We start from the raw sequence: 19,979 nt of genomic DNA, 5'->3' as shown, positions 1-19,979 counted from the left end.
GGCGCAGTTGATCAGTTCTGACAGGTCTTCAATACGCAGAATAAGCGCAAGGAAAGCGCAATAGAGGCGGCAAGAGAGAGGAAAGCGGTGCGCAAACCGCTGGAGCTGATCCAGGCGGATCAGTTATCCAGCATCGCTTCCAGTTCGCGCTCCAGCAGGGCTTCGTCGCCCAGGTTCAGCTCCACCAGACGGCGCAGGTGGCTGACACTCTCGATCTCCATATCGCCGGCCACGAAACCGTATTGCTCGCCTTCGATATGTTTCACCGTGCCGGGCATGCGGATCAGAATGTCGTTGGCCAGGTAGATATGCAGCTCGGCGGTCTCGCCGGGTTCCAGCTGCAGCGGCCGGGCTGACTCGATCAGGGCACCTCGCAGCGAGATATCCACCAGCTGTACCTCCGCAGGTCCCTTGGGAGTATGGAGTTCACAGCCCGCATCAAACCGGATTCGGCTGAAACGGCGGCGTTCGTTTTGGTTCTCGGTCACGCTAATCACCCTGGAATGCATTTATGTTGAGCGCGGGGCTCTGAAACAGGGCCTGACTGGCCAGGTTGGGTCTATGCATGTTATTACACAGCGCCTAGTTTGTGAAAGTGATGACGCCACGCAAGGATGGCTGATTTAAAACAGAGTAGGGTTAAAAACAGGGTTGTTTTCGCTGGTTACATGGAAGGTTTGAGGGCGGGTTTGGTCAAAATGTTGCTTGATATATTGGATGTGTTTTCGGTATCGCGGCATTCGCGATATTTCAATCAGACTCGTGCGCATCATCTGTACAGACGCGTACGCCTGATAGCGCTGCTGCTGGCCGTATTGCAGACAGCCTGGGTGTTTGTCGATCAACTGCTGTTGCCGGCGGAGGTACAGAACAGCATAGCGATCGGGCGAGTGATCAGTAGCGGTGCGTTGCTGCTTCTGCTGGTCTGGTACAAGCATCCCTATAACCTGGGGTGCGCGCTGCTGCGCCTGGCACTGCTGATAATGATTCTTTCCGGTTTTCAGACCTATTCAAACACCGTGCTCTTTACGGCCGGCTACGAACACTCGGTGGCGGGCTACCAGTTTTTCCCCTTTATGATCGTTGCCATGCAGGCGATCTTTCCGCTGACCGTGGTTGAGGTGGTGGCGGTGACCGCTGCCGTGATGTTGATTGAGGTGCTGACACAGACTCTGTCGGGCCAGTTTGGCGGTGTCGCGGAGCTCAACGCGCTCTGGCTGCTGGGTGTGCTGGCGGTGATTGCGGGCTGGGCCTCGATCAACCAGCTGGGCATGTTGCTGGGGCTGTATCGTCAGGCAACGCGTGATGCGCTGACTGGCCTCGCGAACCGCCGTCAGGTGATGGAGCACCTGGAGGGCGACGTGCTGCTGTGCCAGGAAGAGGGACGACCGATCTCGATCCTGATGATGGATCTGGACAAGTTCAAGGGCTTCAATGACAACTACGGTCACGCGGCCGGCGATATTGTCCTCAAACAGTTTGCCAAGATTCTGCGCAAGCAGGTGCAGCCCAAGGCGCGTGATCGCAAGGGTAACCTGGCCGGGCGTTTCGGCGGTGAGGAGTTTCTGATCATCCTGCCGGGGCAGGCTGCGGAGCAGGCGGTAGAGATGGCCGAGCAGATCTGTGCGGCCTGCCGACTGTCGCCGGTGCGGATTCCCAGCGGTGAACAGGTGGGCTTCACCACCAGTATCGGCGTGGCCGCCTTGCTGCCGGACGAAACGCCATCCGATCTGCTGCGCCGGGCCGATGAAGCTCTGTATGCTGCCAAGTCTTCAGGCCGTGATCGCTACGTTGTCGCCAACAGGGAAGATGAACAGTCAAATAATGAATATCGCTATGAGCCGGCTTGATTAACCGGCTAGAAAAAACCATTTGTTTAATAGTGGTATTCGATTGATTTGGGCGATTGCCGGAAAATATTTTAGTCAATGTAGAGTTATCAGTTATAAATAAATGCCTGGCGGGATAGTTCCAGTAATAAGTCATCCCGCCAAGCAGGGGAAAAAAGCGCTTTGTGTAAATTAATTGTTACACTTTGAGAATGCTGCAATGATAGGGTGCTTCAGGATTGCGCCCGCCGATGCGCCGCATGGGCGATGATTGAACAGTTTTTCTTGATTGATAACCCTTATTGTTGTGCGTGTTATGTCAGGCTTTATATGCCCGGTACATCTCGATTGATCTGATTATCTCCTTTCTCCAGGATAACGTCGTTTTATAAAACTCTGTTTTTCATTTAACTTTGTTAATACCTCCCACCATAGATAAAAAACGCTGCTAGAATCCCGCGCTTGCTTTCCGGTTGGGCATATTTTCTTAATCGGGACTATCCTCTCAGTTATTCCTCACTCCGTTTAAAGAATCAAATGAATAGCAATCACTCCAAAACCGGTGTGACGCGCAGGGGTTTTCTGGCTGCCAGCCTGGCGGCCGGCAGTCTGACCCTGATTCCCCATGCGTTAGCCAGCACCACCCCAGCAAGCGTGGCGGACAGCGATGCCTACCGGGCGTTTATCGCAGTGTCCCAGCAGATCACCGCCAATACGGCCCTCAAGCCCGCCATGGCCGAACGTCTTTACCTGGCCCTGGTGCGGCACGACGACTCCTTTGCCGGGCGTATCAAGCAGCTTGATCGTTTTATCACCGATCAGGCGGTTGCAGTCTCTGAACTTCAGGCGCGGGTTGAAGCTGAAGCGCCCGAGCTGAAAGATCTGCCGCCGGCTATCGCCACCGGCTGGTTCGAAGGCCTGGTCGGCAGTGGCAAGGACCTTGAGCTGATCGCTTTCAGTGAAGCACTGATGTATGTCGCCGTTGCCGATGTGCTCAAGCCGCCCAGCTATTCCCTGGGTGAGTACGGTATCTGGCAGAGCAAGCCGGCCAAGGCGTAGGAGTTTTTATGGCACAGCAAACTACATCAGCCGACGTTGTTATCGTCGGTTCAGGCATTGTCGGCTCGCTGATGGCGGAAAAGCTGGCACTGAGCGGTCTCTCCGTGATGATTCTGGAGGGCGGTCCGCGTATCGACCGCAACCAGGTGGTGGCGCGTTTCCGTCACGAGACCAACAAAAGCGATTTCATGGCGCCTTACCCCTATAACGACTGGGCACCGGAACCGCGCAAGGACAACGGCTACTTCCAGCAGGAGGGGCCGGTTCCTTACTCCGCGTCCTATATCCGTGGTGTGGGCGGCACCTCCTGGCACTGGGCCGGCATGGCCTGGCGCTACCTGCCCAACGACTTCCAGCTGCAGAGCAAATACGGCGTGGGTCGTGACTGGCCGTTCAGCTACGACGACCTGGAGCCGTTCTACTACGAAGCCGAAGTGAAGATGGGCGTTTCCGGGCCGCTGAATAACGGCTCGCCCCGTACCAAGCCGTTTCCGATGGAGCCGGTGACGCCATCCTGGGCACACCAGCGTGTGCGTGATCGCCTTGCTCCTCTGGGCTTTGAGGTCACCACCAACACCTCGGCACGTAACAGCCGTAACTACGACGGTCGCCCGGCCTGCTGCGGCAACAACAACTGCATGCCGGTCTGCCCGATCGATGCCCAGTATCACGGCGGTATCTCAGCCCAGGCGGCAGAGCGCGCCGGCGCAAAGATCATCACCGAGGCGGTGGTCTACAAGATCGAGCACGGCGCCGACGACAAGATACAGGCGGTGCATTACTACACGCCGAACAAAGAAAGCCATCGCGTCACCGGCAAGATCTTCGTGCTGGCAGCCAACGCCATCGAAACACCGAAACTGATGCTGATGTCCACCAGCGACAAGTTCGCCAACGGTATCGGCAACAGCAACGATATGGTCGGTCGTAACCTCTGTGACCATCCGCGTACCAAGGTCAGCTTCGATGTGGATGAGGAGATCTGGCCGGGTCGCGGCCCTGTCAGCGAATACTCCATCCAGAGTGAGCGCGACGGCGACTGGCGTGGCGAAGAGGCTGCGTTCCGTATCGACTTCTCCAACTCCAACCCGGTGGCGGGAGTGACCTCCAAACTGATCAGCCAGGGGGTTTACGGCAAGGATCTGATTGCTGGTATCCGCCAGCAGTCCTCAGTGACTCTGGGGCTTAAGAATATCGTTGAGCAGCTTTCGGACCCGAATAACCGGGTGATGCTCGGTGATCGTCGCGACTCCCTCGGTATCCCCAATCCCAAGTTCTACTTCTCGGTGGATGATTACACCCGCCGCGGTAATGCCCGCGCCCGTCGAGTGTTCCAGGAGATCGCCGAAGGTCTGGGTGGCACCAATATCAAGTTTATGGACGAGAACAAGTTCAGCCTGGCCAACCACATCACCGGTACCCTGGGGATGGGCAACAACCGGGCGACCACGGTCTGTAACGGTGAAGGCCGTTCCCACGACCATGAGAACCTGTTCCTGGCCGGCACCGGCGTGCTGCCCACAGTAGCGACCGTCAACTCCACGCTGACCGCCGTGGCCGTGGGCCTGCGTACCGCGGAGTTCATCATGGAGGACCTGGCATGAAGCAGACGCTGATGCTGAGCGCCGCGTTGGCGCTGGGTTCGCTGAGTAGCGCGGCGATTGCCGCCGAAAGCGATTACGCCCTGATCGAACGCGGCCACTACATCTCCACCGCCAGCGACTGTGTCGCCTGTCACACCACCGAGGGCGGTGCCGAGTTTGCCGGCGGTAAGGCGATCGAAACGCCCCTGGGTGAGATCTTCGCGCCGAACATTACGCCGTCCAAAACCGGTATCGGTTCGTACACCTACGAGCAATTCGATGCTGCCGTACGCGAGGGGATCCGTGCCGATGGTGCGCATCTCTATCCGGCGATGCCCTATACCGCTTACGCCAAGATCACCGATGAGGATATGAAGGCGCTCTACGCCTACTTCATGCAGGGTGTTGAGCCGGTGGAGCAGGCGTCGCCCGAGAGCGAGCTGCCGTTTCCGTTCAACATCCGCCTGTCGATGCTGGGCTGGAACCTGCTGTTTCTCGACGGCAAGCCCTACCAGGCTGACAGCAGCAAGAGCGATCAGTGGAACCGCGGCGCCTACCTCGGTGAAGCGCTGGCGCACTGCTCAACCTGTCATACGCCGCGTAACCTGATGATGGCGGAAGATCGTGGCCAGCTGCTCGGTGGCGCAAGCCTGGGTACCTGGTACGCGCCCAATATCAGTTCGGATGTGAACAGCGGCATCGGCAACTGGTCTGAGGCGGAGATCGTCAGCTACCTGAAAAGCGGCCATGCTGATGGTAAATCCCAGGCAGCAGGTCCCATGGCCGAAGCGATCGCTCACTCGCTGCAGCATCTGAACGATGAGGATCTGCAGGCACTGGCGGTGTGGCTGAAGTCGGTTCCGGCGGTCAGCGATGCGGGCGATACCCAGCCGGCGGACAGCCATGGTCAGGCGCTGGCCGATCCCGATGCGGTGCTGATGGAGCCCCTGCCGGAGGATATGGCGGATATGAGCGGCGCCCAGCTGTATGAAGCGGCCTGCTCCTCCTGTCACCAGGCGGATGGCACCGGGGCCGGCGGCCTGCCGTCACTGGTGAACAACACCGTGCTCGGGCGCAGTAACACCGATAACCTGGTGATGGCGATTCTCGATGGCGTGAAATATCGCAACGAGATCAAGACCAGTTACGGCGTCGATATGCTGGCGTTTCGCAACGAGCTGAGCGATGCGCAGATCGCCCGGGTGGCCAACTACACGCTGGAAAACTTTGGCCGTGCCGAAGTGGCTGATATCAGTGCCGATGAAGTGGCGGTGTTGCGCAACGGTGGTCCTGCCTCCAACTTGCTGCCGATGGCTCGTTGGGGTATGGGGCTGGGCGCTGCTGTAGTTGTGCTGTTGCTGCTGGTATGGGTTGTTCGCCGCCGGGCGAAGTAGAAACGATCCAGCCCTGACGGGCGGCCAGTAAAAAAGCCACCGGGTTTCCCTCGGTGGCTTTTTTGTGTGCGTCAGATGATCAGCTCATGCGGCGGTATTTGATCCGCTCCGGCTGATGATCCTTGCCGTAACGACGTTTGTAGTCTTCGGCGTACTCGGTGTAGTTACCCTCGAAGAACTCCACGTTGGACTCGCCTTCGTACGCGATGATGTGCGTACAGATACGGTCGAGGAACCAGCGGTCGTGCGAGATCACCACGGCGCAGCCCGGGAAGGCCAGCAGCGCTTCTTCAAGCGCACGCAGGGTTTCGATATCCAGGTCGTTGGTCGGCTCGTCAAGCAGCAGCACGTTGCCGCCTTCTTTCAGCAGCTTGGCCATGTGCAGACGGTTACGCTCACCGCCGGACAGATCCTTGACGAACTTCTGCTGGTCGGAACCCTTGAAGTTGAAACGACCGCAGTAGGCGCGCGCCGGCGTCTGGTAGTTGCCAACGGTGATGATGTCCTGACCGTCGGAGATCTCCTGGAATACGGTGTTGTTGCCTTCCAGCTCACGGGACTGGTTGACGTAGGAGAGCTGCACGGTGGAGCCGATCTCGATCTCACCGGAATCCGGCTGTTCTTCGCCGCTGAGCATGCGGAACAGGGTGGACTTACCGGCGCCGTTGGGGCCGATGATGCCGACGATGGCACCCGGCGGGATGGAGAGGTTAAGGTTTTCAAACAGCAGCTTGTCGCCGTAAGACTTGGTGACGTTGTGCAGCTCGATCACCTTGTCACCCAGGCGTGGGCCAGGCGGAATGTAGATCTCCTGGGTTTCGTTGCGCTGCTGGAACTCGCGGGAGTTCATCTCTTCGAACGCTTTCAGACGCGCCTTGGACTTGGTCTGGCGACCTTTGGCCCCCTGGCGCACCCACTCCAGCTCGGATTTCATCGCCTTGCGGTGAGCCGCTTCAGACTTGGCTTCCTGCTCCAGGCGGGCTTCCTTCTGCTCCAGCCAGCTGGAGTAGTTGCCTTCCCAGGGGATGCCGTGGCCGCGGTCCAGTTCCAGGATCCAGCCGGCAGCGTTGTCGAGGAAGTAACGGTCGTGGGTGATCGCTACCACGGTGCCCGGGTATTCCTGCAGGAAGCGTTCGATCCAGGCGATCGACTCGGCATCCAGGTGGTTGGTGGGCTCGTCCAGCAGCAGCATGTCCGGGTGGTCCAGCAGCAGGCGGCACAGCGCCACACGGCGGCGTTCACCACCGGAGAGGTTCTTCACCTCGGCGTCCCAGGGCGGCAGACGCATGGCGTCGGCGGCACGCTCCAGCGCCTGGTCCAGGTTGTGACCATCTTTGGCGGTGATCAGGTTTTCCAGCTCGGCCTGTTTCTTGGCCAGCTCGTCGAAGTCGGCATCCGGATCGGCATAGGCCGCGTAAACCTGGTCCAGCTCGGCCAGGGCGCCCTTGACGTCGGAAACCGCTTCCTCGACCACTTCGCGCACGGTCTTGGTGTCGTCCAGTTCGGGCTCCTGCGGCAGGTAACCGACCTTCATGTTCGGCATCGGGCGCGCTTCACCGACATAGTCTTTATCGACACCGGCCATGATGCGCAGCAGGGTGGATTTACCGGCGCCGTTCAGACCCAGTACACCGATCTTGGCGCCCGGGAAGAAGGAGAGGGAGATATCTTTGAGAATCTCGCGTTTCGGCGGAACAACCTTGCCGACGCGGTTCATCGTGTAAACGTACTGAGCCATCCAGAAGGACCTCTGGTTTGTAAACGGTTAAAAGGAGAATGGCGCCGATTTTACCTCTGGGCAGGGGTTAATACCAATCTGCTGCCAAGCGTCTACTCTTTACGACATGACCGGGGACAATAGCGCTCCCTTGGCATCGCCAGGCGACTGAGATAGCATGCACACCCGCTTGGAAGCTGGCCAGTGATGCCGGAAAAAACGTAGGGCTAAAAACGCGTTTTTTCTTAATCGTTGGAAATACATATTTAAGGAAGAAAAATGACTCAGGTTGCAGAAAACCCTTACGCCGCCCCTGAAGCCGATCTCGAAGTCCAGCAGAACGCTGGCGATCTCTCCGTATTCAGCCGATTCAGCACCTGGTGGGTGTTCCTGCTGTCGATTGTGACTATCGGTATCTATCCGCTGTTCTGGATTCACGGCCGTACCCGCAAGCTCAACTCTATCAGCGAGCATGAAAAGGTCCCCACCGGTCTGGTCACCACCTATATCGTGGTGAGCCTGGCCGCACTGATCCTGCCGACACTGTTTGGATTTGTTCTGGCAAGCGGCGCTGGCAGCATGGGCGCCCTGACTGCGATCAACATCTTCGGCAACCTGCTGAGCCTGACCGGCTTTATACTGCTTGAAGTTTGGGCGTTTAAATTCCGCGGTGTTCTCAACCGCGTGACGCAGAGCGAAGGCAAACGCACCTGGGCTGGTGGCGTGATGACCTTCTTCTTCACCATGCTCTACATGAACTACAAGATCAATCAGCATATCGACTCACGCCGCTAAGCGGTTGTTTGTAGTGCCAGCTTCCAAGCTTATTGATAACCAGGTCCGTGTCGAAACGCCGGAGGGCATAGATTTTGTCCAGGCGGCGGCGGGGCCTGTACCGCGTATCCTTGCCTACATGGTCGATCTCGGCTGGCGCTGCCTGGTGTATATGGTCATCGGCATTCTCAGCGCTTTTGTGGGTGGTCTGGGTAGCGGTGCCTTTCTGATTCTGACCTTCCTGCTGGAATGGTTCTATCCGGTCTTTTTCGAGGTGCTGCGCAAGGGGCAGACACCGGGTAAAAAGGCGCTGGGCCTCAGGGTCGTCAACGCGGACTTTACGCCCATCGGTTGGGGCGCTTCTATCGTCCGCAACCTGCTCCGGGCAGCAGATTTTTTCCCCGCCTTTTATGCCACAGGCCTGATCTCCATGATGCTGACCGGACGTTTTCAACGCCTCGGTGATCTGGCGGCGGGCAGCCTGGTGATCTACCAGGAAGCCGAACGGCCGCTGACGGTAGATCCGCAGATCAAGCCGTTGATGCCGTCCGTGCCACTGACACGGGAGGAGCGCCAGGGCATAGTCGATCTTACGCTCAGAAGCGGTTCCATCAGCGAGTCTCGCCAGGAGGAACTGGCCAATCTGCTGACACCGGTAACCGGCGAGTCGGGCACTGCCGGGCTTAACCGGCTCAAGGGGATAGGTGTCTGGTTGCTGGGCGGCAAGCGATGATGGCGAAGGAAGGTTAACGCGCATGAGAGAGAGGGATTTCGAACAGCGCTACGCCGAGTTCTGGAAGGCGTTTGAATCCGGCCTGGAAGCGGCCGGCAAGTCTGGCCAGACTCCGGATAAAGGCTTCCCGGAAGCCTATCGCCAGCTGTGTAACCACCTGGCGATGGCCCGTCAGCGGGATTATTCCGAGGCGCTGGTGGCTTACCTCAACCGTCTTGTCATGGCGGGTCATCATCTGCTCTACCAGCCGGAATCCCGTGTCGGCATCGGTCGCCTGGCTGGTGCGCTGGCGCTGTTTCTCACCACCTTGAGGCGCAATCGCCGATTTGTCATCTGCTCAGCGCTGCTGTTCCTGCTGCCGGCGCTGGTCATGGGGGTTGGCACCTATCACGATGAGTCGATCACCTACAGCCTGATATCGCCGCCCCAGGCTGCGGAGATGGAGTCGATGTATGACCCCGCCAACGCCCGCATCGGGCCTGAGCGGGATGCCGAGACCGATCTGGAAATGTTTGGCTACTACATTCAGCACAACATCAGTATCGCCTTTCAGTCCTTTGCCGGCGGTATCTTTTTCGGTGTCGGCTCGGTGGTTGTGGTGCTCTATAACGGCCTTTTCCTCGGTGCGGTCAGTGGTCATCTGACCCAGGCTGGCTTCAGCGAGACCTTCTATCCCTTCGTGATTGGCCACGGCGCTTTTGAACTGACGGCGATCGTTATCAGTGGCGCTGCCGGGATGATGCTCGGCTATGCGCTGATCAGCCCCGGCCGGCTGCGGCGCCTGGAGGCGCTGCGCAGGGCGGCAGCCGAGGCGGTCAAGCTGATGTACGGCGCCACCTTCATGCTGTTTATCGCCGCCTTTCTTGAGGCGTTCTGGTCCTCCAGCACCTCGTTGCCGGTGGCACTGAAGCTCTCCGTCGGTGCGCTGCTGTGGATTTTTGTGCTCTGGTTCTGTTTCTTCTCATCCCTGGGAGAACGCCGTGAACCTGAATGAGCTGCAGCTGAAAACCCGGGTCAGAAGCTCCTGGCAGGCGCTGGATATCGGTGTGCTGATGGCGCGGCGCTGGTACCGGCCGTTGCTGCTTGCCTGGATGCTGCCGGCGCTGCTGCTTTACGGGCTATTGAATCTCGTGCTGTATGACAGCCCCGCCTGGGCGATGCTGGGTCTCTGGTGGTGCAAGCCGCTGCTGGACCGGCTGCCGTTGCTGATGCTCAGCCGTTATATCTTCAACGAACGGCCAACCGGACTGTTTAACTGGCGCAGTCTGCTGCGACTCTATCGCTTCGATATGCTTGCGGCGCTGCTCTGGCGCCGCGCCGATATGCGGCGTTCGTTCAACCTGGCCGTCACCGTGCTGGAGCAGCAGAAGGGCGCTGCCCGAGCCAAGCGCTGCGCTGCGCTGAACCCGGGATGCGGCAGAGCCGCTTCCTGGCTGACTCTGGTGATGGTGCATCTCGAGTTGCTGGTGCCAATTAGTATCGTGCTGGCGCTGGTCGCTTTCGCCGGCAGTTACATCGACATCGATCCCGATCTTTTCCTCAGTGTCGATGCCGGGGTTTACGCTCATCTTTCTAACCTGGGCATGCTGCTGGGTATGAGCCTGGTCGCCCCGTTTTATCTCGGCTGTGGTTTTTCGCTGTATCTGAACCGCCGCATCGAACTGGAGGCCTGGGACCTGGAGCTGCTGTTCCGTGAAAGCCATCGCCGCCGCAGCGACGTTGATACAGGTATTGAGGCCGGTGTTGAGGCCGGTGTTGAGGCAAAGTCTGCCGAACAGGCTGAAGCCAAAAATAGCGCCAAGCCGGCGGCCTCAGACTCTGCGAATGTTCTCGGCCTGGCTCTGGCTGCATGGGTCGGACTTGGGTTGCTGTCGCCGCTTGCGGCCACGCCGGCAGAGGCCAGCGTCTACAGCACTGAGGCGGCAGGTGCAGAGCAGGCCAGGGAAGAGATTCGCCAGATTCTGGAAACGCCACCCTTCGTGATCGAGAAACAGGTGGAAGAGTGGGAGTGGAAGGATAAACCCACCGAGGTGCCAGAACCTGAGTCGCTGGAGGGCTGGGAGTGGCTCGCCGATCTCGCCCGCTGGATGGATCAGATGAACCTGGGGTGGCTGTTTCAGCTGGTCGAGGTGCTCCTTTGGGCAGCGCTGGGCCTGCTGCTGTTCCTGTTGACCAGGGCGCTGGTCAAGCATCTGAAAGCCTATAACGGGCCCGAGTATAAGCCGCCGCAGCCGGTGGCCGGGCCGAGGGTCATCATGGGGATGGAGATCTCGGCAGACAGCCTGCCCGAGGATATGGATGCAGCCATTACCCGCGCTTTTGAACAGGGCGATATGCGTTTGGCCGTATCGCTGATCTATCGCCACATCCTGCATCTGCTGGTGGATGCGCGACGGGTGCCGCTGGAATCCTGGTATACCGAGCTGGAGTGTGCGGCGGCCGTCCGTTCCCGCGCGGAACTCAATGTGGATAGCCGCTTTGACGAACTGACCCGGCTTTGGCTGCGCCTGGCCTACGCCCATCAGGCGCCAGACCGGCAGCAGGCCGAGCGCCTGTACCGCGAGCTCAGGGAGGTACTGGCCGTATGAACCGAATGGTCGTGCGGATTCTGGTGATCCTGCTGCTGGCGCTGCTCGTCCTGCTGCTGTTCAGCAAACTGCATAGGGTTGAGCGGCTGGTCAATCAGGGCCCCACTGCGGAGGTGCTTCGCAACGCTTATTTTGCCGCTGGGCGCTTTATCGAAGAGCAGGGCATCAGTGTCGAGCACAAGGTCTATCCGGTGGAAGTGGACGAGCTTGATGCTACAGATGCACTGCTGCTGACCGATGTCTCCTATCTGGAAACGCGTCCGGACAAGGCGCACCGATTGCTTGACTGGGTCAGCGGTGGCGGGCATCTGATCTGGCAGTACACGCCTGCATTGAGCGATGGGCCGCTGGAAGAGTTGCTGGGCATAGGCAGTGCAACCTACGACAGCCGGTACGATGATGATGCTTCGGACTACTCCGAGGACGACTCCGAAGAGTCGGTCGAGGATAGCGACGCAGCCGAACAGCCGCCAGAAACAGCGCTTGAGCAACTGAATGCCGCCCTGGAGCAGGCAGCACAGGATCCGAGCCTGCTGGACAATGCCGCCGATGAACACCAGCGCACTCCCACCGAAGAGGTGCGCTACCTTCTCGATCAGCGGGAAGAGCAGGCCGATGAACCTAATATCAGCCGTCTTCAGATGCCCGGCAACGAGTCGCTTCAAAGTCTGATCTACTCACACTATTCGTTGCTGCAGGATCCTGATTGGGCTACCGCCAACTACCGGCTGGACCTGAGGGCCGAGTCCCTGGCCGGTGAGCGGGTGGATCTGATGAACTTCCACCTTGGCCTTGGCCAGGTCAGCGTCGTCAGCGATGCCAGCATCTGGTCCAACGATGATATTGGCCTGTTTGACCATGCAGCGCTGCTGCGCTGGCTGGTGGCCGATGCCGATCGTCTTTATATCCAGCGCTATACCCAATGGCCGACATTGAATCAGCTGATCTGGCAGCAGGCGCGTGAACCAGCACTGATTATCTTGCTGATGCTGCTGCTCTGGGCGTTGGCCAGGGCCAGGCGCTTTGGTCCTCTGCAGGTGACACATGGCGGCGAGCGGCGTGCACTGGGAGAGCATGTGGAGGCGGTGGCCCGCTTCCATCAGCAGCATCGTCAGTTCGATCATCTGCTGGGGCCGTTGCGTCGGCAGGTACTGAAGCGCGCCAGCCGCTATCACGCTGGCTTTGACCAGCTGAACGACTCTGCCCAGTACGGGCTGATTGCCGATCGCGCGGAGGTGACCAGTGACGAGGTGTCCCGCGTCATGACCGAAGCGGGGCAGTACACCCAGCAGGAGCTGGTCGAAACGGTGAAATTACTTATCAAAATCAGGAATCAGTTATGACTCAGGAGAGCGGAGCCGGCGAAGGCCTGGACAGGGACGCGGTGCAAGAGACAGCTGCCGTTGAAGCCGGGGGCACAGCGAAGCAGATCGAGTTCCTGCGCAGCAATATCAAGGCGCTGCTGATCGGCCAGGATGATGTGATTGATCAGGTGCTGATCGCGCTGCTGTGTCGCGGTCATGTCCTGCTAGAGGGCGTGCCGGGCCTGGGTAAAACGCTGCTGGTGCGTGCCATGGCGCGCTGTTTTGATGGCGATTTCCACCGTATCCAGTTCACCCCGGACCTGATGCCCGCCGATATGACCGGCCACGCTATCTACAACATGCAGGAGGGGCGCTTCCATATCCGCAAGGGGCCGATTTTCACCAACCTGCTGCTGGCCGATGAGATCAACCGTTCACCGGCGAAAACCCAGGCGGCACTGCTGGAAGTGATGCAGGAGCGCCAGGTGACCATCGAGGGCAAGGCCTACACGCTGAACCCGCCGTTCATGGTGCTGGCGACCCAGAACCCGATCGAGCAGGAGGGCACCTACCCGCTGCCGGAAGCGCAGCTGGACCGTTTTCTGCTCAAGGTGTTTATCGACTATCCGAGCCTGGAAGATGAAACCCGCCTGGTCAGCCGTGTTACCAGTGGTCAGCTGAACATGGAAGAGATCGGTGGCAACAGCGAAGGTGCGCTGGTGGCAGCCGATATCCTGGCGTTGCAGGATGCCACCGAAGCGGTGTCTGTGGATCAACAGGTGCTCAATTATGCGGTGCGCCTGGTGCAGGCGACCCGCAGCACCAGCAGCATCCTCAAGGGAGCGGGCCCCCGGGCCAGCATCGGTCTGGTCAGCGCGGCCAAGGCCTGGGCGCTGATCAACGGTCGTGACTTTGTGCTGCCGGACGATATCAAGCAGGTTGCGTTGCCGGTGATGCGTCACCGTATCCTGCTGTCGCCGGAGAGCGAGATCGAAGGCTTCACGCCGGATCAGGTGTTGCAGCAACTGATGCAGACGGTCGACGCGCCACGCCAATGAGATTCCCGGTTCTGAATCTGCTCCCCGACCGTGGGCTTTTCAAATACCTGCTGATTTTCCTCGGGCTGGGCCTGGGGTTGGCGCTGCTGCGGGTTTTATCCACAGTGGCGCCGTCCTGGCTCGCCTACCTCTGGTGGGGCCTGTTTGTGCTGGCAGCGGTTGCGGCGGCACTGGATGCGCTGGCGCTCTACACCGGCAGGATGCCCGACGCCGGGCGTCAGTTGCCGGGTAATCTTGCGCTGGGCAGCCCGGCAACGATTCGCCTGCGTTTTGAAAACCCGGGGCGACGCGATCTGCGCCTGGAATATACCGACCGCTATCCCGATGCACTGAGCTGCGAGCAGCTGCCGGCGCAGCTGGATCTGCCCGCCGATACCAGCCTGATTGTTGAATACCAGGTGCGGCCGGTGCAGCGCGGCGATGCGCATTTCGGTGCCATCGAACTCAGGGTGCAATCGCCGCTGGGGCTCTGGCGCCGGCAGCTGCATATCGAGGCGGAGCAGTCGGTAAAGGTCTATCCCAACTTCATGGCGCTCAGCGGCATGGACTTTCTTGATGATGAACAGCGCGTTGCGCACCTGGGCGCACATCTTACCCAGAGGCGCGGTTCCGGCCTGGAGTTTCGCCAGCTACGCGAGTACCAGCGCGGCGATGAGATCCGTCAGATCGACTGGAAAGCCACGGCGCGGCAGCAGAAACTGATCTCCCGCGAGTATCAGGATGAGCGTGACCAGGAGGTGCTGTTCATGCTCGATACCGGGCGTCGCATGCGTGCGCTCGATGGCGAGCTGAGCCATTTCGATCACTCCCTCAATGCGCTGCTGCTGACCGCTTACATGGCGCTGGGGATGGGCGATTCGGTGGGTGTGCTCGGCTTTGCCGGCAGCAATCGCTGGGTCAGCCCGGTGAAAGGGCGCCAGGGGATCAACCGGCTGCTGAACCAGCTTTACGATATCCAGAGCAGCACCGAGGCCAGCGATCTGAGCCAGGCCGCCGAGGCGTTGATGCTGAAACAGCAGAAGCGCGCACTGGTGGTGATCGTCTCCAACATGCGTGATGACGACAGCGAAGAGCTGCAGCTGGCGGCGCGGATACTTGGCCGCAAGCACCTGGTGATGGTGGCCTGCCTGCGTGAGAGTTTTCTCGATCGCGAGCTGGAAGAGGAGCCGGGCTATCAGGCTGCGCTCGACCACTGTGCCCGCGAGCTCTACCGCGAACAGCGTGCAGATCTGATCGCCCAGCTTAAGGCGCGGGGCGTGATGGTAGTCGACTCGCCGCCCCAGCAGATGCATGTCGCGCTGATCCAGGAATACCTCGCGCTGAAGCGTGCAGGAAGAATCTGAGCCAGTGTTGTCCCCGGTCAATACCGGTATTTGAAGCAGCTCATTCCGCTTTCTATATTCAGATTGGAGATCGGGTGGTTGTGATTCTGCAACCGAATCCGCCGCCCCTAACCTGAAAATAAAATGAAAAAGGGGGTGATCTTATGAGCCGCAATCTAACCCGCTTTAACAGCCTGTTTGACGATACCTTCCTCAACGATTTCTTCCGGCCGCTTAGCGTTCGGGAGAATGGCGAAAAGGTGCCGGCGATCGATGTACATGAAAGTGATGGTGCCTATACCGTCAATGTGGATCTGCCCGGCGTCAAGAAAGAGGATATCAGTGTCAGCCTGGAAAACGGTGTGCTCAGCGTACGCGGGGAAACCCGTAAAGAGGACAAGGAAGAGAAAGACGGCAAGCTGATCCGCCAGGAACGTCATGTCGGCCAGTTTATCCGCCAGCTCAGTATCGGTTCGGATGTGGACCCGGCGGCGGTGAAAGCCAGCTTCAACGACGGCGTGCTGTCACTGACGCTGCCTAAGCGAGCGCCACAGGAAAAAGAGGGCGTGAATATCGCGGTTGAGTGAATCCCGTTTAAGACGGTGAATCGCTGCGAATAACAGGCGTTCAGCATGTCCGGCGGCCCGCTTCCCGTTCGTTGGGGGCGGGCCGTTTTAGCTTGTGGGTTGGCTGCACCGAATATGAAACCTGTTCCAGCCCGCCTGACGCTATTTCATGTGCCCAGCGAGTGCTTTTTCGACTATAATGCTGGCCTTTTCACGGCAGTTGGCCCCATCGGTTTCGCTTTTCGCCAATGACCGGTCGCTGCCGACGACGTTGCTCAATCAGGGGACAGTAATGTTTAGCAAAGATATGTCTATCGCCAGCTTCGACAAGGATCTCTGGGACGCGATGCAGTCCGAGGTGACCCGCCAGGAGGAGCACATCGAGCTGATCGCTTCCGAAAACTACACCAGCCCGCGTGTAATGGAAGCTCAGGGTTCCGCGCTGACCAACAAATACGCGGAAGGCTATCCGGCCAAACGTTACTACGGTGGCTGCGAATACGTCGACATCGTTGAGAACCTGGCTATCGACCGTGCCAAAGAGCTGTTTGGCGCAACTTTCGCCAACGTTCAGCCGCACTCCGGTTCCCAGGCTAACGCCGCTGTCTACATGGCGCTGTGCAAGCCGGGCGATACCGTTCTGGGTATGAGCCTGGCCCACGGTGGTCACCTGACCCACGGCGCGTCTGTTTCCTTCTCTGGTCGTATCTACAACGCTGTACAGTACGGTCTGAACCCGGAAACCGGCGAAATCGATTACGCCGAAGTTGAGCGTCTGGCGCTGGAGCACAAGCCGAAGATGATCGTTGCGGGCTTCTCTGCCTACTCCATGATCATCGACTGGGCCAAGTTCCGCGAGATCGCTGACAAGGTCGGTGCTTACCTGTTTGTCGATATGGCGCACGTTGCCGGTCTGGTTGCTGCCGGTCAGTACCCGTCTCCGATGCAGTACGCTGACGTCGTTACTACCACTACCCACAAAACCCTGGGTGGCCCGCGTGGTGGTCTGATCCTGTCTGCCCGTGCCGATGAAGAGCTGCAGAAGAAGCTGAACTTCGCTGTATTCCCTGAATCTCAGGGCGGCCCGCTGATGCACATCGTTGCGGCCAAGGCGGTTTGTTTCAAAGAAGCGATGGAGCCGGAGTGGAAAGAGTACCAGGCTCAGGTCGTTAAAAACGCCAAGGCGATGGTCAAGGTGTTCCTGGAGCGCGGTATCGATATCGTTTCCGGCGGTACCGAAGATCACCTGTTCCTGGTTGACCTGGTCAGCAAGGACATCACCGGTAAGGATGCGGACGCTGCCCTGGGTCGCGCCAACATCACCGTGAACAAGAACGCTGTCCCGAACGATCCGCGTTCACCATTCGTTACCTCCGGTCTGCGTATCGGTACTCCGGCGGTTACCCGTCGCGGCTTCAAGGAAGCTGAAGTGACCGAACTGACCGGCTGGATCTGCGACGTTCTGGAAGATATCAACAACGAGGAAGTGATCGAAGCGGTCAAGGCCAAGGTTGTCGATATCTGCGCACGTTTCCCGGTTTACAAGTAAAACCGGATATAAACGACGCCCAGGGGTAAAACCCTGGCTGCGGAGGCTGGAAAGTTGGTTCCTGCCTCCCTAGAATAGCGGGGCGGTTTTAAACCGCCCCGTTTGCTTTATCTGGCGCTTGGCAAAAAGCGCTGTGAAAAATTTAAAACGCTCTTTTCTTTCCGGTCTTCTGGACCGACGCTCTTTATTCGAGGCTGAGGATGCATTGTCCCTTCTGTGGCGCAAGTGATACCAAGGTTGTCGACTCGCGACTGGTGTCCGAGGGACAGCAGGTGCGCAGACGGCGTGAATGCGTTAAGTGCCACGAGCGCTTTACCACCTTCGAAGAAGCAGAACTCGTCATGCCCCGCGTCATTAAAGGTGACGGCACCCGGCAACCCTTCGACGAGGCCAAACTGCGTGGCGGCATTCAGCGTGCGCTGGAGAAACGCCCGGTTGGCATCGAGGCTGTAGAAGCCTGCATTACCCGAATCAAACTGAAACTGCGCGCCACCGGCGAGCGTGAACTTCCCTCCCGTGAAGTGGGCGAGATCGTTATGGAAGAGCTGCGCAAGCTCGACCAGGTCGCCTATGTGCGCTTTGCGTCCGTTTACCGCAGTTTCCAGGATATTAACGAGTTCAAGGAAGAGATCGAACGTCTCTCCGCCAACGCGGAAGCGAATGGCAACGGGCAGGCGGAGTCTTAAAGCCTATGTCCGGTTTCTCCTCACTCGATCATCAATTTATGGGCCGCGCCATCGCGCTGGCACGCCGGGGTCTGTTTACCACCGACCCGAATCCCCGCGTGGGCTGCGTGCTGGTGAAAGAGGGCGAGATTATCGGCGAGGGCTACCATGTCCGTGCCGGTGAGGGCCACGCCGAGGTCAACGCGCTGAAACAGGCCGGCGACCAGGTCCGTGGCGCTACCGCTTATGTCACGCTGGAACCCTGCAGCCATTACGGCCGTACCCCTCCCTGCGCCGAGGCGCTGGTTGAGGCGGGCATCTCCCGTATGGTCTGCGCCATGGTCGATCCAAACCCCGCCGTTGCCGGCCGGGGGCTGGAGCGTCTGCGCCAGGCGGGTATCGAGGTTGCCAGCGGGCTGATGGAGACCGAAGCCCAACAGCTGAACCCCGGTTTTATCCGGCGTATGGAAAAGGGCCTGCCCTATGTCCGCGCCAAGCTGGCGATGAGTGCCGATGGCCGTACCGCCATGGCCAGTGGCGAGTCTCAGTGGATCACCGGCAGCGCCGCCCGTGCCGATGTGCAGCGCCTGCGCGCGCGCAGCTCGGCGATCCTGACCGGTATCGATTCCGTGCTGCTGGACGATTCCTCGCTGACGCTGAGGGAAAACGAGCTCGGTGTGGAGAACGCCGCCGAGATCGTGAAACGCCAGCCGCTGCGCGTGGTGCTGGATACACACCTGCGTCTGCCGCTGACAGCTAAGATTCTGCGTCAGCCCGGGCGTACGCTGGTGATGACCCTGAGTTCCGATGAGGCGAGAATCAACGCACTCAAGGAAGCCGGGGCGGAAGTTCAGGTGCGTGAAGACGGTGAGCGCCTGGATCTGGGCGCTATCCTTGAGTGGCTGGCGCAACATGAACAGTGTAACGAACTGCTGGTTGAGTGCGGCGCGACACTGGCTGGCGCTTTTGTCGGCGCAGGTCTGGTGAACGAACTGGTGGTGTACATGGCGCCCAAGCTGCTCGGCAGCAGCGCCAGGCCTTTGCTGCAGCTACCGCTGGAACGTATGGACCAGCAGATCCCGCTGGTACTGGACGAGGTACGCCACCTGGGCCAGGATCTGCGACTGAACTGGAAACTGGCCGGCGTCGAGGAGTCTGATAACTGATGTTTACCGGCATTATTGAAGCGATTGGTGAAATTGCCGATATCCGCATGATTGATGGCGATATGCGCGTGCGTGTGCGCACCGGCGAGCTGGACCTCGGTGATGTAAAACTGGGTGACAGTATCGCCACCAACGGCATCTGCCTGACCGCCGTGGAACTGCCCGGTGATGGCTTTGTGGCCGATGTGTCCAAGGAAACCCTGGCGCACAGCCGCTTTCCGGATATGAGCGTGGGTGAGAAGGTCAACCTGGAAAAGGCGATGATGCCGGTGAGCCGTTTTGGCGGGCATATCGTCAGCGGTCACGTGGATGGCCTGGGCCAGATCGTGGATCGTCACGACGATGCCCGCTCCGTGCGGCTGACGATCCAGGCGCCGAAGTCGCTGCAGCGCTACATCGCAGCCAAGGGCTCGATCACCATTGATGGCGTGAGTCTTACCGTCAACAGTGTGAACGGCGCGGATTTCGGCCTCAATATCGTGCCACATACGGCGCAGGAAACCATTATCGATAGCTATCGCCAGGGCCGCTGGGTCCACCTGGAAGTGGATCTCATTGCACGCTACCTGGAACGCCTGATGGGCGCCTCCGACAGCGATGCTGAGCCGGGCGAAGGGCTGACAATGAACAAGCTGGCTGCGGCCGGATTCATGCGTCGCTAGGGCGCTGGAG

The 19,979-nt window shown here is 59.4% G+C and carries 18 protein-coding genes; 16 read left to right on the top strand and 2 right to left on the bottom strand.

The window, feature by feature from the left end; translation table 11 throughout:
- Positions 1-119: 119 nt before the first annotated feature.
- On the bottom strand, positions 120-488 hold the full coding sequence (locus tag C4S72_RS20415) for a PilZ domain-containing protein (protein WP_235009214.1): 369 nt from the start codon (positions 486-488) through the stop codon (positions 120-122).
- A 210-nt stretch (positions 489-698) separates the two neighbouring features.
- Between C4S72_RS20415 and C4S72_RS20410 the strand changes: the two genes are divergently transcribed.
- The 4 genes from C4S72_RS20410 to C4S72_RS20395 all read left to right on the top strand — a co-directional run bounded on the left by C4S72_RS20410 (position 699) and on the right by C4S72_RS20395 (position 5,865).
- The gene (locus tag C4S72_RS20410; protein ID WP_235009213.1) at positions 699-1,850 is read left to right on the top strand and encodes a GGDEF domain-containing protein; all 1,152 of its coding nucleotides are present in this window, start codon (positions 699-701) and stop codon (positions 1,848-1,850) included.
- Between the two features lie 516 nt (positions 1,851-2,366).
- Positions 2,367-2,888, top strand: coding sequence for a sugar dehydrogenase complex small subunit (locus tag C4S72_RS20405; RefSeq protein WP_104005032.1), 522 nt, complete (start codon positions 2,367-2,369; stop codon positions 2,886-2,888).
- 8 nt (positions 2,889-2,896) lie between these two features.
- Positions 2,897-4,492, top strand: coding sequence for a GMC family oxidoreductase (locus tag C4S72_RS20400; RefSeq protein WP_104005031.1), 1,596 nt, complete (start codon positions 2,897-2,899; stop codon positions 4,490-4,492).
- Positions 4,489-5,865 carry a c-type cytochrome gene (locus tag C4S72_RS20395; protein WP_104005030.1) on the top strand — a complete coding sequence of 459 codons (1,377 nt, stop codon included), beginning with the start codon at positions 4,489-4,491 and terminating at the stop codon, positions 5,863-5,865. Before C4S72_RS20400 ends, C4S72_RS20395 begins: the two co-directional genes overlap by 4 nt.
- A 79-nt stretch (positions 5,866-5,944) precedes the next feature.
- On the opposite strand, the gene ettA is transcribed toward C4S72_RS20395, so the two are convergent.
- Positions 5,945-7,603 carry an energy-dependent translational throttle protein EttA gene (gene ettA, locus C4S72_RS20390; protein ID WP_104005029.1) on the bottom strand — a complete coding sequence of 553 codons (1,659 nt, stop codon included), beginning with the start codon at positions 7,601-7,603 and terminating at the stop codon, positions 5,945-5,947.
- Positions 7,604-7,861: 258 nt separating this feature from the next.
- Here ettA and C4S72_RS20385 point away from each other — a divergent pair, with 258 nt between their 5' ends.
- The 12 genes from C4S72_RS20385 to C4S72_RS20330 all read left to right on the top strand — a co-directional run bounded on the left by C4S72_RS20385 (position 7,862) and on the right by C4S72_RS20330 (position 19,969).
- Positions 7,862-8,377, top strand: a complete 516-nt coding sequence (locus C4S72_RS20385) for a DUF4234 domain-containing protein (RefSeq protein ID WP_104005028.1) — start codon at positions 7,862-7,864, stop codon at positions 8,375-8,377.
- A gap of 13 nt (positions 8,378-8,390) precedes the next feature.
- Positions 8,391-9,089 (top strand): RDD family protein, encoded by a 699-nt coding sequence (locus tag C4S72_RS20380; protein ID WP_200826845.1) that lies wholly within the window; start codon positions 8,391-8,393, stop codon positions 9,087-9,089.
- Between the two features lie 22 nt (positions 9,090-9,111).
- On the top strand, positions 9,112-10,083 hold the full coding sequence (locus C4S72_RS20375) for a stage II sporulation protein M (protein ID WP_104005027.1): 972 nt from the start codon (positions 9,112-9,114) through the stop codon (positions 10,081-10,083).
- The gene (locus C4S72_RS20370; RefSeq protein ID WP_104005026.1) at positions 10,070-11,677 is read left to right on the top strand and encodes a DUF4129 domain-containing protein; all 1,608 of its coding nucleotides are present in this window, start codon (positions 10,070-10,072) and stop codon (positions 11,675-11,677) included. The genes C4S72_RS20375 and C4S72_RS20370 overlap by 14 nt, the downstream gene beginning before the upstream one ends.
- Complete coding sequence (locus tag C4S72_RS25820) at positions 11,674-13,020, top strand: DUF4350 domain-containing protein (RefSeq protein ID WP_160115557.1); 1,347 nt, start codon at positions 11,674-11,676, stop codon at positions 13,018-13,020. The genes C4S72_RS20370 and C4S72_RS25820 overlap by 4 nt, the downstream gene beginning before the upstream one ends.
- Positions 13,017-14,039: an AAA family ATPase gene (locus C4S72_RS20360; RefSeq protein ID WP_104005025.1), complete on the top strand. Its 1,023-nt coding sequence runs from the start codon at positions 13,017-13,019 to the stop codon at positions 14,037-14,039. Before C4S72_RS25820 ends, C4S72_RS20360 begins: the two co-directional genes overlap by 4 nt.
- The gene (locus C4S72_RS20355; RefSeq protein ID WP_104005024.1) at positions 14,036-15,382 is read left to right on the top strand and encodes a DUF58 domain-containing protein; all 1,347 of its coding nucleotides are present in this window, start codon (positions 14,036-14,038) and stop codon (positions 15,380-15,382) included. Before C4S72_RS20360 ends, C4S72_RS20355 begins: the two co-directional genes overlap by 4 nt.
- A 143-nt stretch (positions 15,383-15,525) precedes the next feature.
- Complete coding sequence (locus C4S72_RS20350; protein WP_104005023.1) at positions 15,526-15,948, top strand: Hsp20/alpha crystallin family protein; 423 nt, start codon at positions 15,526-15,528, stop codon at positions 15,946-15,948.
- 271 nt (positions 15,949-16,219) lie between these two features.
- Complete coding sequence (gene glyA, locus C4S72_RS20345; RefSeq protein WP_104005022.1) at positions 16,220-17,476, top strand: serine hydroxymethyltransferase; 1,257 nt, start codon at positions 16,220-16,222, stop codon at positions 17,474-17,476.
- A 200-nt stretch (positions 17,477-17,676) separates the two neighbouring features.
- A complete protein-coding gene (nrdR, locus tag C4S72_RS20340; RefSeq protein ID WP_104005021.1) occupies positions 17,677-18,162 on the top strand; it encodes a transcriptional regulator NrdR in 486 nt (161 codons plus the stop codon).
- A gap of 5 nt (positions 18,163-18,167) precedes the next feature.
- Positions 18,168-19,307, top strand: a complete 1,140-nt coding sequence (gene ribD, locus C4S72_RS20335; RefSeq protein ID WP_104005020.1) for a bifunctional diaminohydroxyphosphoribosylaminopyrimidine deaminase/5-amino-6-(5-phosphoribosylamino)uracil reductase RibD — start codon at positions 18,168-18,170, stop codon at positions 19,305-19,307.
- On the top strand, positions 19,307-19,969 hold the full coding sequence (locus tag C4S72_RS20330; RefSeq protein ID WP_104005019.1) for a riboflavin synthase: 663 nt from the start codon (positions 19,307-19,309) through the stop codon (positions 19,967-19,969). The genes ribD and C4S72_RS20330 overlap by 1 nt, the downstream gene beginning before the upstream one ends.
- Positions 19,970-19,979: the final 10 nt, after the last annotated feature.

Origin of the sequence: Marinobacterium lutimaris (genome assembly GCF_900108065.1) — a bacterium.
In the GTDB taxonomy this organism is placed as follows: domain Bacteria; phylum Pseudomonadota; class Gammaproteobacteria; order Pseudomonadales; family Balneatricaceae; genus Marinobacterium_D; species Marinobacterium_D lutimaris.
Note: the sequence above shows the minus strand (reverse complement) of the source record. Positions and strands in the feature narration are given on the sequence as shown.

Excerpts from the sequence above, each read along its gene's own strand:
- C4S72_RS20410 (WP_235009213.1), top strand. The coding sequence starts at position 699 with ATGTTGCTTGATATATTGGATGTGTTTTCGGTATCGCGGCATTCGCGA.
- C4S72_RS20405 (WP_104005032.1), top strand. The coding sequence starts at position 2,367 with ATGAATAGCAATCACTCCAAAACCGGTGTGACGCGCAGGGGTTTTCTG.
- C4S72_RS20400 (WP_104005031.1), top strand. The coding sequence starts at position 2,897 with ATGGCACAGCAAACTACATCAGCCGACGTTGTTATCGTCGGTTCAGGC.
- C4S72_RS20395 (WP_104005030.1), top strand. The coding sequence starts at position 4,489 with ATGAAGCAGACGCTGATGCTGAGCGCCGCGTTGGCGCTGGGTTCGCTG.
- ettA (WP_104005029.1), bottom strand. The coding sequence starts at position 7,603 with ATGGCTCAGTACGTTTACACGATGAACCGCGTCGGCAAGGTTGTTCCG.
- C4S72_RS20385 (WP_104005028.1), top strand. The coding sequence starts at position 7,862 with ATGACTCAGGTTGCAGAAAACCCTTACGCCGCCCCTGAAGCCGATCTC.
- C4S72_RS20375 (WP_104005027.1), top strand. The coding sequence starts at position 9,112 with ATGAGAGAGAGGGATTTCGAACAGCGCTACGCCGAGTTCTGGAAGGCG.
- C4S72_RS25820 (WP_160115557.1), top strand. The coding sequence starts at position 11,674 with ATGAACCGAATGGTCGTGCGGATTCTGGTGATCCTGCTGCTGGCGCTG.
- C4S72_RS20360 (WP_104005025.1), top strand. The coding sequence starts at position 13,017 with ATGACTCAGGAGAGCGGAGCCGGCGAAGGCCTGGACAGGGACGCGGTG.
- C4S72_RS20355 (WP_104005024.1), top strand. The coding sequence starts at position 14,036 with ATGAGATTCCCGGTTCTGAATCTGCTCCCCGACCGTGGGCTTTTCAAA.
- C4S72_RS20350 (WP_104005023.1), top strand. The coding sequence starts at position 15,526 with ATGAGCCGCAATCTAACCCGCTTTAACAGCCTGTTTGACGATACCTTC.
- glyA (WP_104005022.1), top strand. The coding sequence starts at position 16,220 with ATGTTTAGCAAAGATATGTCTATCGCCAGCTTCGACAAGGATCTCTGG.
- nrdR (WP_104005021.1), top strand. The coding sequence starts at position 17,677 with ATGCATTGTCCCTTCTGTGGCGCAAGTGATACCAAGGTTGTCGACTCG.
- ribD (WP_104005020.1), top strand. The coding sequence starts at position 18,168 with ATGTCCGGTTTCTCCTCACTCGATCATCAATTTATGGGCCGCGCCATC.
- C4S72_RS20330 (WP_104005019.1), top strand. The coding sequence starts at position 19,307 with ATGTTTACCGGCATTATTGAAGCGATTGGTGAAATTGCCGATATCCGC.